The organism is Streptomyces sp. NPDC037410 (assembly GCF_055602235.1).
In genome coordinates this window covers 22,887-38,019 of sequence record NZ_JBVJWR010000007.1, presented here as the reverse complement: position 1 = coordinate 38,019, position 15,133 = coordinate 22,887, and the positions used below count along the sequence as shown (strand labels likewise).

Genomic DNA, 15,133 nt, shown 5'->3' with positions numbered 1-15,133 from the left:
TCTACCGCTCCCCGCGCCACTTCAAGGTCCTGGTCGAGCCTCATGCTCACACCGGCCGTCGCGAACCAGCGGACCGTTGTCCGCGCCACGGACCTCCCCTCCCCCCTCGATAGGCTCGTCCCGCCCCCGTCGTCACGGGGCGCCGGAACGACGGGGGGACGTACACGTGGAGCAGCGCACGCGGGAGGGATCCGCGCGTCGGATCGGGCCGTACCGGCTGATCACCCGTCTCGACCCGCCCCACCCGGCCGTCCCCTGCCGCAGGTTCATCGCCCGGACGGGCGACGGGGAGCGCACGGTCCTCCTGAGCGCCCCGCTGCCCGGCGCGGACCCGAGCCGTTTCGCCACGGAGGCCGAGGCGGGCCGCCGCCTCATCGGCCCCTGGTTCGCCCCGGTCACAGACCTGCCTCCGCCGGGCGAGAACCCCTGGTACGCGACCCCCTACCTCCCCCTGCTCCCCTCCCCGTCGTCCTCGCCGTCCACGGCGGGCCGCTGCCCGAGGCGACCGTACGGGCCGTCGGCGCCGCCCTCGCCGAGGCGCTGGCCGCCGCGCACGCGCAGGGCCTCACACACGCCGGGGTGTCCCCCGCCGCGGTCCTGCTGTCCGCCGACGGCCCCCGCCTGACCTGCTTCGGCGCGGTACGGGCCGCAGGGGCCGACGGCGAACCCCGCACCGGCCTGCCGGGCCTCGACCCGGGCGCGCTCGCGCCTGAGTAGCCGTCCGGGGGCCGCCCGCGCCCGCCGCCGTCAAGGTCCTGCGTCCCGAACTCGCCCACGACCAGCTCCTCGCGCAGCGGTTCGTCCGCGAGGCGGACATGGCGCGGGCCGTCACCGGCAAGGGCGTGGGCGGGTCCTCGCCGCGCAGACGGAGGGCGGACGGCCGTGGATCGCGGCCGAGTTCCTCGCCGGCCCGACGCTCGGCGAGGCCGTCCGGGCGTACGACCCGATGGACGTGCCGACGGTCCGTGCCCTCGCCGCCCGGCTCGCGCGCACCCTGCACGACATCCACGCGGCGGGTCTGGTCCACCGCGACCTCAAGCCCGCGAACATCGTGCTCACCTCGGCCGGTCCGCGGATCATCGACTTCGGCATCGCCCGCCCCGAGCACGGCCTGACCCTGACGACCACGGGCCAGATCCCGGTCACCCCCGGTTACGGGGCGCCGGAGCAGGTCCTCGGGCAGCGGGTCGGACCGGCGTCGGACGTCTTCTCGCTGGGCGCGGTCCTCGCGTACGCGGCGAGCGGACGGCGCGCTTTCGACGGCGCGCACGTGGCGGCGGTCCAGTACGAGGTCGTGCACGGGGCGCCGGACCTGAGCCTGGTGCCGCCGGAGCTCCAGGAGCTGATCCGCCCGTGCCTGGCGAAGGACCCGGCGTTCCGCCCGACTCCCCCGCAGGTCGCGGAGGCCTCCACCCCGCCGAAGGGCTCCGACCGCGCGTGGCGCAAGGGCCCGCTCGCCGAGGCCATCAAGCGGCGCGAGACGGCCACGAAGCGCCTGGCGGCACCCGAGGACACCGCCGTACCCTCCGCAGCGCCGTCCCGGCGCCGCTTCCTCACCGGCGCCGCCGCGGGCGTGGCCGTCCTGGGCGCGGGCGGCGGGGCGGGCGCCTGGTGGCTGAACCGCGGCGAGCCGAAGTCACCGACGGCCGACGTGCCACCCGCCGTGGCAACGCCTGAGGCCGCGTTCGTCTCGGCCATCGACGTGCCGCCGGGCAAAGGCCCGAAGGCCCTGTGGGGGCCGCTCGACGTGGTGGCGGACGAGGGCGAACTTCCCTTGCCCGTACGGGATGTGGTGATCGTGCAAGCGAAGACGGGCGGTCTGCTCGCCCTGTCCGTCACGAACGGCAAGGAGCGGTGGCGGGCCAGGGGCATCGACGCGGACGCCGGTTTCGCCTCCGTCGCCGACCGGCTCGTCGTCGGTGTCGACAAGAACGGCGTCCTGAACGCCTTCGTCGCCTCCACCGGCGCCCCCGTCTGGCAGACGCAGTCCGACGTCGACGACATCCTCGCCGCGGACGACACGCACGTGTACCTGGTGACGAGGGACAACGAACTGCGTGCCGTCGATGCCTGGACCCTGGCCACGACGTGGGCGCGCCCGATGACGTCCCCGCGCTCCCAGAACGGCCCCGCGAAGGCGGCCGTGGGCAGGAAACGGCTGGTGATCCACGGCAGGGACGGCCACTGCGCCGCCCTGTACACGGAGACGGGCGAGACCGACTGGGAGTTCAAGGGCCAGGGCCCCGACGGCCAGGCCCCGGCACTCGGCGACAACAACGCCGCGTACTTCGGCGGCCGCAAGCTGACGGCCCGCCGCCTCGACCGCGGCGACTTCCTGTGGGAGGAGGACGCCCACAGGACGGGCGACTGGGGCACACCCGCCGCCAACGGCGACCTCGTCTTCGCGATCAACAGCTACCACGCCTACCGGTACACCACCATGCGTGAGGTCCGCTTCCCCGTCTCAGACTGGTACGAGGTCTTGGACGGCGTGGGCCCCGGGACCGTCAACCCGCCGGCTGTGGAGGGTGCGACCGTCTGACTCCATTCCCCGGACAACAGCTACGTGCAGGTCGTCCACAAGGCCACCCGTGATCACCTCTTCTTCATCAAGGTGAAGCGCCAGGGCACCTACCAGCCGGCAAGCGCCGGCAACCGCGTCTTCATCGCCCGGGGCGGCCGGATCGGGGCGATGCCGGTGTTCGGGGTGTAGGCCGCCTCAGGGCCGCCTCAGGGCCGTGCCTTCGCCGGTACGCCCGTCACCAGCCCCGTGCCCGCACACCCCAGCTCGGCGGCGACATGCCGGGCCGCCGCGTTGGCGAGGGTGATCTGCTCGTCCCTGATGCCCGGGTGCTCGGCCTCGTTCTCATCCGCGCGCTCCAGCTCGGCGTCGAGGACGATCGCGTGGGCCGGTGCCGGCATCCGGCAGGTGAAGTAGAGCGCGGCGTAGAGGTCGGACGAGGTCGCGAGGCGACCCGTGGAGTAGGCCGTCACGAGGTCCTTCGAGGCGTCGCTCCCGGGAACGGCGAGGGCCTCCCGGAGGGTGATGCTCAGGACGTTCTTCCCGTCCCCGGCCGTCTCCAGGGTGCAGAACGGGATGCCCACCTTGCGCTTCTTGCTGCTCTGCGGCGTCCGCGCGGCCTTCCGCAGCTCGCTGACGACCCTGTCCGGCTCGGACCGGTCGCCCGTCAGCCGGACGCCCTTGCCCGCGATGGCCTCCAGAGCCGAGACCACACCAGGCTCCTCGGCGAATCCGCCGCAGACCTCCGATGCCGACTGTCCCTTGGCGGCGGTGTCGTCGTCGGTTCCCTTGGTACAACCGGTCGCCGCCAGCGCGAGGGCGGCGACCGGAATCACGATCCTGCGGAGTGGGGTGGTACGCATGGAACGACTCTCTCAGGAGGCCGCCGCAGCGCGCGCAGGCACCCCGGTCGCCAGCCCGTCCTCCCCCTGGCAGCTCAGCTTCGCCGAGACCTGACGGGCTGCCGCGTTGGCGAGGGTGATCAGGCGGGTGCGTTGCGCCAGATCCGTGTCCGGGACGCCCGCCGGGCCCCAGATGGTCGTCTCGACGGCGATCTCGTGGGCGGGCGCCTTGAGGCGGCAGGAGAAGTAGACATAGCCCAGGCCGGAGGAGGTGAAGGCCGCAAGGCCTGAGGTGTACGAGGTCACTTCCTTGGCGAGCTTCGGGCCCGGTCCGTACGGCCCCTTCCCCGCCGCGTTCACCTCGATCTTGAGGTTCCTCGACACCTCCTCGGCGGACTGGAGTCCGCAGTACGTCACCGGCTGCGGCCGGTACGAGTCGGCCCACGGCGCGGCGGCGTCCTCACGCACCCTCTCGACCGCCTTCTCCGGCCTCGACAGGTTGTCCTCGAATCGGTCGCCGCCCAGGACAGCCTTCAGCGCCGCCGAGACCGGCGCGTCCTTGGCGAACCCCCCGCACGCCTCCGCCGCCGTAAGACCCTCCGTTTCCGCCGTGGTTTCCCCGCCACCGCCCGAGCAGCCCACCAGGAGCGCGGCGACGGCCATGGCCGTACCGATTCGTGCCAGTGCAGAGCGCATGGGCGTCACTTCTTCTCGTACGGGTCAGGGAGGTTGTCGCCCCGGGCGTGCTGGCGCGAGTCGAGGGTGTATTTGACCAGCTCCTCCCTGAGGTAGCGACGCTCGTCAGTAGTCCAGGCTGGGTCCGTCGCGTAGGCGATACCCGGCCGGAGTGAGTTCTGCCTGCCCTTGTCCAACGCCTCGGCTTTCAAGTCGTCCGACTTCTGCTTGAGCAGCTCGTCCTTCTCGTACTTCTCCGCCATGTCATCGGCTTCCATACCGATGAAGGTCGTCACAGCGCCGCCGACCGTCTCGGCGGCCAGCGGCACGAGTACGCCGGCAGCACCGCCGGTCAGGGCGACGACACCGCCCGCCGCGGCCGCTCCGACCCCGAACTTGACCCATTCGGTCGTCTTGCCGACGGCCTTCTTGTGCTCGTCTGAGTCCTTCGTATAGTCCTGGTCGATCTGCGCCATACGGGAATCGTCCATGATTCCCTGCGCCTCCGACCCGATCCGCAGAGTCGTCCGCGCCTCGGTCAGGTCCCTTTCGTCGAAATCGGTGCCCGGCTTCGGTCCTACCTGGTCGAGAACGCTCGTCGTGTACAGCGACTCGGCTGCGGAGAGTGTCGAGTGACCGGTCTCGCTCTGCGACACGACGCCCATGAAATTGATGGCGTCGCCACGGTTCCAGAGCAGTCCGGTATCGAACTCCTCGCCGAAGCGGGACTTACCCTTGGCGTCGTTGGAGCCGAAGGGGGAATTCTCCACTTCCTCCATCGTCGTGTCGTTGTCCGCCTCCAACGAGCGGTTCAGCTCGTCGATGTACGCGGCACCCATCTTGCCGAGGCTGTCGTCGATGCCCGGCTGCTCGTGCATGTACTTGGGGTCGCTGCCGTACCGCTCGACTACCTTCTGCATGACCTCCGCGTTGTCCTTGGTCCGTACGTCCTTGAGGCCCTCGGTCTCGGCGTCGTACGGGTGGCCGGTGGTCGCGGACTCCAGGGCGTGGCCGAGCGCGTTGTAGCCGGGCTCCTTCGACAAGTCGCCCTTGTCATTGACCTCGTCGGGCCACGCGCGGTCCTTGGTGAAGTAGTCGAACGGGTCGAGCTTCTTGTCGTCCTTGATGTTCTCGGGCGTGAGATCGATGTCGCCGTTGAAGAAGTCCGTGGATGCCTTCGGGTTGTGTCCGAGGCCTTCCATGAATCCGACCATGGGGTCGTTGCCCAGGTCGCCGCCCATCCAGTTCAGGTGGCTCGGCATGCCGTTCATCTGGCGCCAGGCCCGGTCAGGGGTCAGCGCGCCGTCGTGGGTCATCTTCCGCTCGGTGACGACGAGCCCGTTGCCGTAGTCCTTGAGGAACTTGTCGTCGTAGTCGCCGACCCGCATCAGGTTGCTCATGACCTGGAAGCCGTACGGACTGGTGCCGCGCGTGTGGATCGGCTCGCTGCCGGCCTTGATGACGTCTGCCTTCCACTGCTCCATCTCGGGGCTCGTGGAATGGGTCGCGGTGGCGAGCGTCATACTCCAGTTCGTCTGGAGTTCCTTCAGCTTGTCGCGGTGGTCGACGCCGAGGCGGGAGCCGTCGCTCGGGTCGCCCATGTCGGCCCAGTACTCCATGCTGCCCTTCGGCCCGACCTCCAGGGCGAACCTCTCGGCGAAGTACGGGTCCTTCTGGTTGGCCTTGAAGAGGGCGTTGAGCCTGTCGATCTCCTCGGGGGTGGCGTCGTCACCCTTCTTGTACAGGTCGTAGGCGGCGTGCGCGTCCTCGGCGTCCTGCGCCTTCGAGGCGGCCTTGAGGGAGTCGTAGTTCGTGCCGGAGAAGTTCATCTTGTCGCTGCCGACGAGTCCGCGCAGGGCGCGGGAGGCGACGTCGTCGGCGTTGTTCGCCCGGTCGATCGCGGCCTTGATCGCCGCGTTCATCGCCTCGAAGTCGGCCGGCTGGGGCTTGGGGCCGTCGTCATCCTTGGACCGGCTGTCAGGCCGGATGAGATGGCTGACGACGCCTTCCTGGTCGATGCGCATGCCCTTGCCCGGGGCCTCCGCCACGAGCTTCTCCAGCTCGGCCTTGGCGGCCTGGAACTCGCTCTCCGCGTCCCGCAGGATGTTGCGGATGCTGCTCGCCTCGGTGAGGGCGTCGCCGAACTCCTTGGCGGTCTTCCGGACGAACTGCTGCGTCACGCCGGCGTTCTCGCCCTTCCAGTCGGCCTTGTCGGCCTTGCCCTGCAGGCCGGTCTCCGCCTTCTCCTTGCTCTTCTCCAGCTTGGACACCGTCTCCGACCAGACCGTGACGGCCTCGTTGAGGCCGCTGAGATGGACGTGGAGGACCTGGTCGAACTTCAGCATCTGGATCGATTCCCTCGTAAGCCGTGCGCGATCGTCGTGGCCGTCACCGGCTCCGGCTTATGTGAAGTGCTTGCCGATCTCGGACATGGAGAAGTTCGTGACGAGAACTTCTTCGTGGTCGGTGTGGCTGATGACCGTGTCCTCGAGGTGGTTGTGGATGTGCGCGCAGGCGCTGAGGAGCGCCTCGGCCTGGTCGCGCCAGGTGCCCCACATCGTCCACATCGCGGCACCGGTCAGGAACCCGTCGCCGTTGAGGCTCTTGGCCGCGGTGTCGGTCTGGGCGCCCGCGTGGAAGGCGTCCCGCTCGAACCAGTGGAAGAGCTCCTGGGCCTCGTTGCCGATGGCCTTGAGGTCGGCGGACGTCACCTTGTAGTCGCTGGGACCGCCGCCGGGGTCCATGGGCACGCTGTTGAGCCTCATCGCCGCGCTTTCGCTGCGGACTCGGCTCCACTCGTCGTCGAACGACATCTACTTCCCCATGAGTGAGTTACGGACGGCCGTCGGCGGGGGGCGGGACTCAGCCTCGCCGCGAACGGAGTACGGGTACGGCGATCGCGGCACCGAGCAGCACGGCGGCACCGATCCCGAGGCCGATCCAGAGGCCGGTGTTGCCGCCGTCGTCGGTGGCTGCGGCCTGGGGGGCCGGGGCGGGAGCGACTGACGAGTTGGTGGGAGCCGGGGTGACCGCCGCCGAGGCGGACGGCGCCGCCGTCGTGGTCTCGGCGAGGTCGTCGATCGGCCGGACGTCGGCAGGGCCGGGGTCACCGGGCGTCTTCAGCGTACGGAGGGGGCGAAGGGCGCCGAAGCCGACATGGTTGCTGCGCTTCTCGCCCCCGCTGGGCCCGGCGACGGTGTTGAGCATGACCTTCAGGACCTGGTTGTTGGTCCAGTCGGGGTGCTTCGACCAGAGCAGCGCGGCAGAGGCGGAGGCGAGGGCGGTGGCGTCACTGGTACCGGTGGACTTGCAGAGGCCGGTGCCTCCGCTGCAGGCGTGCACGATGTCCACGCCTGGGGCGACAACGTCCACCTGGGGGCCGTATTGGGACATAGGGATGCGCTTCCCCTTGTCGTCGGAGGCGCCGACACCGACCACGCCGGGGGTCGCTCCCGGGTATTCGACCAGATTGACCTTGTTGCCGCTGTTCCCGACGGCGGCGAAGACGAGAGAACCCTTGCCCAGCGCGTACTTCACCGCGTCGGTGAGTGCCTGAGAACCCGTGCTGATGCCAAGGGAGATGTTGATGACCCGGGCGCCTGAATCGGCCGCGTACCTGATCGCCTGAGGGACGACGCGATGGAACTGCCCTTCACTCTCGGTCAGGTTGTCGTCGTCGTCATCACGGATGCCGGGAACACGCACCGGCAAGATCTTGGCGCCCGGCGCCAGACCGAAGGCCCCGTTCCCGCCATCCCTCGCCCCCGTACCGGCAATGATGGCGGCAATCCCCGTCCCGTGGCCGTCGTAGTCGGTGAACTGGTCGCCCGACTCCACCCCCCGCCCGAAGTCCTTGCCCTGGAGCACCTGGCCGCGGAGGTCCGGGATGCTCTTGTCCACACCGGAGTCGATCACCGCTACGGTGACGCCCTTCCCTGTGCTGAGCTGCCAGATCTTCTCGGCACCGAAAGCGTCCAGATGCCACTGCTTGGCCCGGGCGCTCTCCGCGTGGGCGGGGACGGATGCGATGCCCACCAGCAGCATCCCCAAGGCGGCCGAGGCGGTGACTCGGGCACGGCTCCGACGAATACTGCTGGTACGCATCTGCTTCCTCGCGCTGATCAGTCGATGACGGGCGGCGCCACGCGGCGGCCCTGCTGCCAGGTCTCCTCGTCCTCGACGAGGTAGTCGGGACGCTCTCCGTTCTGCTCCTCGGGCTCCTCGCCGGCCCGCGTGGAACCTCCGCGCACGAGGCCGGAGCCGCCGGGCGTGAAGGGCTTCCCGCCACCGGCGGCGCTCGTGCGCTGCGCCCTGCCGCCGACGACTCCGCCGGTCTCTCCGGCGAGGCGGCGGCCGCCGCTGATGCCGTTCTGGCCGGCCGCTCCGCCCATGGGGCCGCCCATGCCGTGGGCGCCGCCCATGCCCCGGCCCGTGCCCGTCCGGTTCTGTCCGGCGGGCTCGTTGCCGATGACGGTGCTGCGCGGGATGCCGGTCTGCGGGCGGCCCGTGGTGCTGGGAACCTGACGGCCGCCGCTGATGCCCTCGCGGGGCATGCCGGGCGTGGTGGTGCGGAGGCCGCCGGTCAGCGGACCGCGGGGGGCGCCCGTGCGGCCGGTGAGGGGCGAGGTGGGGCCGAAGGGGCCCGGACCGCCCTTGACGGTCAGCGGAGGTACGCCGGTGGTCACGAACGGGGGCGTGCCGCCGTCCGGCTTGGTGATCGGCGGCGGACCGCCCGGGGTCTGCGTCGTCGGAACGGTCGGGGTGTGGGGCAGGGTGTCGGTGCTGTCGATGCCCAGGTCCACGGGCGCGTCGGGTCGGACCTCGGGGCGGGTGACATGTGTCGGCCCGGTCGTGTCCTGGGTCGGCAGGACGACGTTCGTGTCGGACGTGGTCCGCGTCGTGTCCTGATACGACGGCGTCCGCTGCGTCGTCGTACCCGAGTCCGTACCCGTGGAGCGGCTGTCGCTCTGAGGGGAGGAACCGATGTACTCGGTGCTGCCTCGGCCGTCCCGACTCTGCGGTACGAACGCCCCCGGCGGCGGCGGAAACGTCGGCGCCTGCTGGTTCGACATCTGCTGGCTGTTCCACGAGTACGTGGACGAGAGCCGCTCCATCTCGGCCGCGGCCGCCAGCCTGTTCGTCTCCTGCTGGCCCTCGATGGCCGCGAGATCGTCGCTCGCCTTCTTCGCCTCGCGGGCCACGGTCTGCGCGTCCGGGTCGTTGTGGTACTTGATCGCGGCTTCCAGGTTCGCCTTGGCGCTCGCGTACGAGGTGTACCTGGGGATGGCACTGGCGGCAGCGCCGATGGCCTCGGCGTTGCCGTCCATCCAGTACGCACCGTTGTCGCTGTACGTGCCGAGATCCGAGGTCGACTTGGCCACCGAGAGGGCCCACTCGGAGAACGCCTTCTCCGCCTCGCCCTCCCATTCCATGTCCTTCATGCGCGTGACGAGTCGATCGGCCATCTCCGTCAGCTTCTGGCCGGTCGAGCGCAGCACGTCTGCCGCGTCGCCGACGTAGAACGTACTGGCCTCGTCGAGCCACGCCAGCATCGTCTGGTGATCCATGGCGCGGAAATTGGTCCCGCTGTACCCGCCGCCGCCGTCGCCGCCGTCTGCCGGAATCATCCTTCGCCTCTTCCCCGTGTCCCCGATGTGTCGTCCGCGCCTACTGGTAGGCGCCGCCGCCCGAGGTGCCCTCGCTGCCGTTGTCCGCCGGCTTGCCCTGGGTGGTCCCCTGCTGCTGCGCCTGCGCCTTGTCGTGCGCGTCCTTCGTGCGTTCGTAGATTCCGCGCATCTTCAGCTTGATGTCCTCGTCCATCGCCTCGATGCCGTCGTGGGAGGCGACGACCGCGATGCCGAGCCCCTCCAGGCAGTCCCTGAGGAGCTTGGACAGGTCCACCAGGCTCTGGCGCACCTTGGAGTACCCGGCGTAGGCGCCCTGCGCCTCGGCCCAAGCGGCGCCGCCACCACCGAACTTGCTCCGGTCGATCACCGACACCGTGCTGTTCGGGCCGGCCGTCAGCTTCATCGTCGCGTCGAGCTCGTCGATGAGCTTGTCGATTCCCTTCTTGAACTCAGCCATGGAGTCCGCGCTGTACTTGACGGCCTGCGTCCGCATCCCGGACGTCATGCCCTCCATCTCAGCTCGCATGCCCGCGTTCCTCCCCCGTGAACGACCATGCCGTGCACGGCACAAGTCAAGAAGTCCACTGTAGTCAGGAACGACGACAGTCCGCACCTTCCGGTTGCACAAGCAACCGACATCACATGGTTACGAATTGGGCACGGCCACCGCTGCCTGGGGGCGGATCGGGAGGCGGTTGACCGGGCGGCCCGTTGCCGCGCGTACCGCTGAGGCCACTGCGGCGGGTGCGGTGACGACGGGGATCGCGCTCGCCGCCTTGGCGCCGAAGGGGGCCACCACATCGCGTTCCTCGACGAGTTTCACGATGCGAATGTCCGGGGCATCCAGGGATGTCGGGAGTGCGTAGCCCGTGAAGTCGGGGTGGCGGACCAGACCGCGGGCCGTGCGGAGGTTCTCCGTGAGGGCCGCGCCGACGCCCTGGGTGACGCCGGCCTCGATGCGGGCGGCCAGCTGCGCGGGGTTGAGGATGCGGCCGACGTCCTGGGCGACGGCCATCTCCACCACGCGTACCGCGCCGAGTTCGATGTCCACGTCCACGACCGCGCGGATCGCGCAGAACGCCAGGCCTACGAAGGCGTCGCCCTGGCCGGACTCGTCGAGGGGCTCCGTGGGGTGCGGGCGGCACTGGGCGGTGGCCCAGAGTTCCTTGCCGTCCATCGCCTCCGTGACCGTCGTCGACAGGACCCCGTCGTACGAGGTGATCTTGCCGTCGGTGATCTGGAGCAGCTCGGTCGACATGCCGAACTTGTGGGCCAGCGGCTGGAGTAGCTGCGTGCGGACCATCTTCGCCGCGCGTTCCACCGCTCCGCCGGAGACCCAGGTGTGGCGGCCGTGCGCCGCCGGGCCCGCCGGGGGCTGGTCCGTGTCGACCGGGGCCACGTGGACCTCGTCGATGCCCAGGGTCTCCTGGACGATCTGGCGGGCGAGGGTCGAGAAGCCGGAACCCGTGTCCACCGCCGAGCAGATGACCGTCGCCACCCCGTCCATGACCCGGACGGTCGCCGTCGAGACCTCGTCCGTGCCCTCCGCGCCCAGCATGTGCACCATGCCGAGCGCGTACCCCACGCCCCGCCGCACCGCGCCGGGTTCGCCCGCGCCCTCCGGGCCGCCGGGCAGCAGCCAGTCACCTTCCGGGGTGTCCTTGGGGAGCGCGGGGAGCGGGAAGTCCCGGACGGCCGCCAGGAGTTCCGCCACCGGGGCCGGGCACGTCACCGTCTGGCCCGTCGGCAGGATGTCGCCCGTCGCCATGACGTTCCGCATGCGCAGCTCCGCCGGGTCCACGCCCAGCTTCGCCGCCAGCTTGTCCATCTGCGCCTCGTACGCCGCGCACACCTGCATCGCGCCCTCGCCCCGCACATGGCCGGACGGGGGGTTGTTCGTACGGACCGCCCAGCCCTCCACGAAGGCGTGCGGGACCACGTACGGGCCGCAGGCGAAGGCGACCGCCGCGGCCAGGGATTCGGACGAGGAGTCGGCGTACGCGCCCGCGTCGAGGAGGATCTGCGCCTCCACCTTCACCAGCCGGCCCTCCGCGTCCGCGTGGTGGCGGTAGCGCAGCAGGGTCGGGTGGCGGTGGGCGTGGCCGAGGAAGGACTCCTCGCGCGTGGCCGTCAGCTTGACCGGGCAGCCGGTACGGAGGGCGAGCAGGCCCAGCGGGATCTGGAAGCCCGGGTCCTCGCGGTCGCCGGTGGCGCCGGGGACTCCCGTGACGACCAGCTTGACCTGCTCCGGCGGCAGCCCGAAGCAGGCGGCGGCCAGGTCGCGGTCGGTGTGCGGGTCGGTGGAGGCCGTGTAGAGCTCGACGCCTCCGTCGGGGCGCGGGACGGCGAGACCCGCCTCGGCGCCGATCGGCGCCGGGTCCTGACGGCCGATCCGGTACAGGCCCTCGACGACGACCTCGCCCGTCACCTCCGGGTCCCCGAAGCTGAGCGGGATGTGCCGGATCAGGTTTCCGTCGGGGTGCAGCGCCTCGGCCTCGAAGGCCTTCTCCGGGTCCGTCACCGGGTCGAGCAGCTCGTACTCGACCGCGATCGCCGCCGCCGCCAGGCGCGCCGTGTCCGGGTGGTCGGCTGCGACGGCCGCGAGGGCCTCGCCGTGGTGCCGGACCAGGTCGGAGGCGAAGACGGGCCGGTCGGCGACCCTGCGGCCGTACGTCGCCGCACCCGGCACGTCGGCGGCCGTCACCACGGCCCGTACGCCCGGCATCGCGGTCGCCGCCGTGGTGTCGATCGACACGATCCGGGCGTGCGGGTGCGGCGAGCGCAGGATCGCGGCCCAGAGCAGCCCCTCGGCCCACAGGTCGGAGGCGTACGGGAAGGTGCCCTCGGCCTTCGCCCGCGCATCGGTCTGCGGCAGCGAGGCGCCGATTCCGCGCGCGGCCCCCTCCTGGTCGGGGGTGTCCAGAGCCGCGGTGGTCGCCTCGCTGCTCACGCCATGCCTCCGTCGTGCGGGTGGGGAATCTGGTGCGGGACACGGGCCTCGTCGGCCGCTTCGGGCGCGGTGGCCGTGGCGACGGCCTCGCGCTCGGCGACGACGTCCCGGACGGCTTCGAGGACACCGCGGTAGCCGGAGCAGCGGCAGAGGTTGCCGGCGAGGGCCTGGCGGGTCTCCAGGTCCGTGGGGGCGTGGTTGCCCTCCAGGAGGTCATGCACGGTCATGCACATGCCCGGGATGCAGAAGCCGCACTGGACGGTGCCGCACCTGGCCATCGCCCGCTGCACGTCCGAGGGTTCGCCGTCGACCGCGAGGCCCTCGACCGTCCGCACCTCGCTGCCGGCCGCGGTCGCCGCGGGCACCAGGCAGGAGGCCACGAGCCGGCCGTCGACCTGCACGTTGCACGCGCCGCACTCGCCCTGCGAGCAGCCGTCCTTGGCCCCGGCGAGGCCGAGGCGCTCGCGCAGCACGTAGAGCAGCGACTCGCCGATCCAGGAGCCGGTGACGGGCCGGTCGGTCCCGTTGACCCGCAGGGTGTACGAGGTGTGGGGGTGCTCGTCGCTGTCCGTGGACACGTCGAGGGCGACCGGCGGGAGGGGGGGCTCGGGGGTCGCGTGAGCCGCCGGGGCTGCCGGGGCCTCCTCGGGCAGAACGGGCTCCTGAGCCTGTTCCGGGACGAGCCCGGCCGCGGGTTCCGGAGTCTGTTCCGGGACGACCTCGGCCTCGGGCTCCGGCTCCGGCTCCGGCTCCGAGGCGACGGCGTCGACGACCTCTACGACGTCCGATGCGGCTTCCGATGCGGCTTCCGATACGGCCTCCGGCTCCTCCGCCGTCGGCTCCTCCGGGAGCGCCCAGGGCGCCGGCGCGCCGCCGGGCAGCGTCGCCGGGGCCTCGGCGTACGGGGCCTCCGTGTACGGGGCGGAAGCCACCGGGGCCTCGGCGTACGGAGCGGAGGCCGCCGGGGCCTCGGGCTCCGCGGGGATCTGCCACTGCCCCGTGGCCCCCGCCTCCGCGAAACGCCACTCCGCCGTCGCGTGCGGGTCCGGATCCGCGAGCTGGCCGTGCTCGGTCGCGTCGGTGTACTCGACGACCGCGTGCTCCACGTACGCCGGCGGCTGGAAGTGCTCCACCCCCTGGAACGAGGGGTCCTGGAACGAGGAGTCCTGGAACGAGGGGTCCTGGAACGACGGGTCCTGGAACGAGCCGTCCTGCTCGCCGTACGACGCGCCCTCGAAGTACGGCGTCTGCTGCGCCTCCGTCGGGACGTGCACCGACCAGGTGCCCGTCGCCCCCGGGTCCGGCGCCACGGGCGGGTTGAGCGGCTGGAGCGGGGTGATCATCGGCGGCACGTAGCCGTGGCCCGGTGCCTCCAGGGGGACGCCGTCCAGCATGAAGTCCGGCGGCAGCTGGACGAAGGCGGTCGCTTCGCCGTCGTACCCCTCGCTCTGCGGGATCGGCTCCCAGCCGCCCGTCTGACCCTTGTGCGCGTCGCTCATGCCAGTGCCCTCCCCAGCGCCCGTCGGGCGAGTGCGGCGACGGTGCGCCGCAGGTGCAGTACGGCCGGCGGCAACTGTTCGTCGCCCGGCGGGTCCGGGATGCAGGCGGCGGCGACGTACTCGCCGAACGCCGCGAGCGCCTCCGGGGCGAGCTCCCGGTCGTTGTCCCAGTCCACCAGCGAGGCGATCCAGCGCTCGGCCTCCAGGGGGCGCAGCGGCATGGGCGCGACGGCGCCGACGGCGCAGCGCACGCCGCGCCGGGCCGGGTCGAGGACGACGGCGACGGAGGCGGTGGCGCGGGCCGGGCCGGTGCGGCCGGTGGCCTTGAGGAAGACCTGGGGGGCGTGGAGCAGCGGGACGCGGACGAAGCCGACGAGCTCGCCGGGGGCGAGCAGGTCGCGGCCCGCGAGGAGGTGGGAGACGGGGATCTCGCGGCTGCCGAGCGGGCCGAGGACGACGAGGTCGGCCTCCAGGGCGGCGAGGACGGGCAGCGAGTCGCCGGTGGGGGCGGCGGTGACGACGTTGCCGCCGAGGGTGCCCGCGTTGCGGATCTGGGGCGGTCCGGCCGCGCGGGAGGCGGCGGCGAGGGCCGGGATGAGGGCGGCGAAGTCGGGGCGGCCCATCCGGGCGTGGGTGAGGCCCGCGCCGAGGAGGGCGTGGCCGTCCTGGTACTGCCAGCCGCGGATCTCGTTGATGCGGCTCAGGCCGACGAGTCCGGCGGGGCGCAGCTGGCCTTTGTTGACGGCTGCCATGAGGTCGGTGCCACCGGCCACGGGAACGGCGGCCGGCATGGCCGTGAGCGCCGCCACGGCCTCGTCGAGCGAGGAGGGCAGCGTCACGGACCGCGCCGCCCGTGAAGCCGTCTGTGGTGCGTGCGTGGTCAACCCGCTGCCCCTTCCCGGTGTCCCGGTGGTCCCCGACTGTGCCCGGCCGTCGCGCCTGCGAGCGGCGGTACGACGCGCCTGCGTGTGGGCGTACCGTACGTGCTCACAGGCCGGACGTGGCAACTCTGGCACATC

The 15,133-nt window shown here is 71.6% G+C and carries 12 protein-coding genes and 1 pseudogene; 3 read left to right on the top strand and 10 right to left on the bottom strand.

Annotation, left to right across the window (positions count from 1 at the left end):
- Positions 1–166: 166 nt before the first annotated feature.
- From ACZ7HT_RS13430 to ACZ7HT_RS13420, 3 genes and pseudogenes are all read left to right on the top strand, one after another.
- A pseudogene (locus tag ACZ7HT_RS13430) lies at positions 167–714 on the top strand (protein kinase family protein); the annotation flags it as partial.
- Positions 710–2,542, top strand: a complete 1,833-nt coding sequence (locus ACZ7HT_RS13425; protein WP_471164844.1) for a protein kinase domain-containing protein — start codon at positions 710–712, stop codon at positions 2,540–2,542. The pseudogene ACZ7HT_RS13430 and the gene ACZ7HT_RS13425, both read left to right, overlap by 5 nt.
- Positions 2,543–2,566: 24 nt before the next feature.
- Complete coding sequence (locus ACZ7HT_RS13420; RefSeq protein WP_471164137.1) at positions 2,567–2,713, top strand: hypothetical protein; 147 nt, start codon at positions 2,567–2,569, stop codon at positions 2,711–2,713.
- A 17-nt stretch (positions 2,714–2,730) separates the two neighbouring features.
- Here ACZ7HT_RS13420 and ACZ7HT_RS13415 read toward each other — a convergent pair whose 3' ends face one another.
- The 10 genes from ACZ7HT_RS13415 to ACZ7HT_RS13370 form a co-directional block, all read right to left on the bottom strand.
- Positions 2,731–3,384, bottom strand: a complete 654-nt coding sequence (locus ACZ7HT_RS13415; protein ID WP_471164134.1) for a hypothetical protein — start codon at positions 3,382–3,384, stop codon at positions 2,731–2,733.
- A gap of 12 nt (positions 3,385–3,396) precedes the next feature.
- Positions 3,397–4,059 (bottom strand): hypothetical protein, encoded by a 663-nt coding sequence (locus tag ACZ7HT_RS13410; protein WP_471164131.1) that lies wholly within the window; start codon positions 4,057–4,059, stop codon positions 3,397–3,399.
- Between the two features lie 5 nt (positions 4,060–4,064).
- Entirely contained in the window at positions 4,065–6,383 is a 2,319-nt protein-coding gene (locus tag ACZ7HT_RS13405; protein ID WP_471164129.1) for a hypothetical protein, read from the bottom strand.
- 57 nt (positions 6,384–6,440) lie between these two features.
- Positions 6,441–6,851: a hypothetical protein gene (locus ACZ7HT_RS13400; protein WP_471164127.1), complete on the bottom strand. Its 411-nt coding sequence runs from the start codon at positions 6,849–6,851 to the stop codon at positions 6,441–6,443.
- A 49-nt stretch (positions 6,852–6,900) separates the two neighbouring features.
- Positions 6,901–8,082 (bottom strand): type VII secretion-associated serine protease mycosin, encoded by a 1,182-nt coding sequence (gene mycP / locus ACZ7HT_RS13395; RefSeq protein ID WP_471164842.1) that lies wholly within the window; start codon positions 8,080–8,082, stop codon positions 6,901–6,903.
- Between the two features lie 77 nt (positions 8,083–8,159).
- Positions 8,160–9,665: a hypothetical protein gene (locus ACZ7HT_RS13390; protein ID WP_471164124.1), complete on the bottom strand. Its 1,506-nt coding sequence runs from the start codon at positions 9,663–9,665 to the stop codon at positions 8,160–8,162.
- A gap of 40 nt (positions 9,666–9,705) precedes the next feature.
- Entirely contained in the window at positions 9,706–10,191 is a 486-nt protein-coding gene (locus ACZ7HT_RS13385; RefSeq protein WP_471164121.1) for a hypothetical protein, read from the bottom strand.
- Positions 10,192–10,311: 120 nt separating this feature from the next.
- Positions 10,312–12,615, bottom strand: coding sequence for a xanthine dehydrogenase family protein molybdopterin-binding subunit (locus ACZ7HT_RS13380; RefSeq protein WP_471164119.1), 2,304 nt, complete (start codon positions 12,613–12,615; stop codon positions 10,312–10,314).
- Positions 12,612–14,114, bottom strand: a complete 1,503-nt coding sequence (locus ACZ7HT_RS13375) for a (2Fe-2S)-binding protein (RefSeq protein WP_471164116.1) — start codon at positions 14,112–14,114, stop codon at positions 12,612–12,614. The genes ACZ7HT_RS13380 and ACZ7HT_RS13375 overlap by 4 nt, the downstream gene beginning before the upstream one ends.
- Entirely contained in the window at positions 14,111–14,998 is an 888-nt protein-coding gene (locus tag ACZ7HT_RS13370) for an FAD binding domain-containing protein (RefSeq protein ID WP_471164114.1), read from the bottom strand. Before ACZ7HT_RS13370 ends, ACZ7HT_RS13375 begins: the two co-directional genes overlap by 4 nt.
- Between the last annotated feature and the right edge of the window lie 135 nt (positions 14,999–15,133).

What these genes read in the sequence shown, in the direction of transcription:
- ACZ7HT_RS13415 (WP_471164134.1), bottom strand. Translation starts at nt 3,384, where the DNA reads ATGCGTACCACCCCACTCCGCAGGATCGTGATTCCGGTCGCCGCCCTC.
- ACZ7HT_RS13410 (WP_471164131.1), bottom strand. Translation starts at nt 4,059, where the DNA reads ATGCGCTCTGCACTGGCACGAATCGGTACGGCCATGGCCGTCGCCGCG.
- ACZ7HT_RS13405 (WP_471164129.1), bottom strand. Translation starts at nt 6,383, where the DNA reads ATGCTGAAGTTCGACCAGGTCCTCCACGTCCATCTCAGCGGCCTCAAC.
- ACZ7HT_RS13400 (WP_471164127.1), bottom strand. Translation starts at nt 6,851, where the DNA reads ATGTCGTTCGACGACGAGTGGAGCCGAGTCCGCAGCGAAAGCGCGGCG.
- mycP (WP_471164842.1), bottom strand. Translation starts at nt 8,082, where the DNA reads ATGCTGCTGGTGGGCATCGCATCCGTCCCCGCCCACGCGGAGAGCGCC.
- ACZ7HT_RS13390 (WP_471164124.1), bottom strand. Translation starts at nt 9,665, where the DNA reads ATGATTCCGGCAGACGGCGGCGACGGCGGCGGCGGGTACAGCGGGACC.
- ACZ7HT_RS13385 (WP_471164121.1), bottom strand. Translation starts at nt 10,191, where the DNA reads ATGCGAGCTGAGATGGAGGGCATGACGTCCGGGATGCGGACGCAGGCC.
- ACZ7HT_RS13375 (WP_471164116.1), bottom strand. Translation starts at nt 14,114, where the DNA reads ATGAGCGACGCGCACAAGGGTCAGACGGGCGGCTGGGAGCCGATCCCG.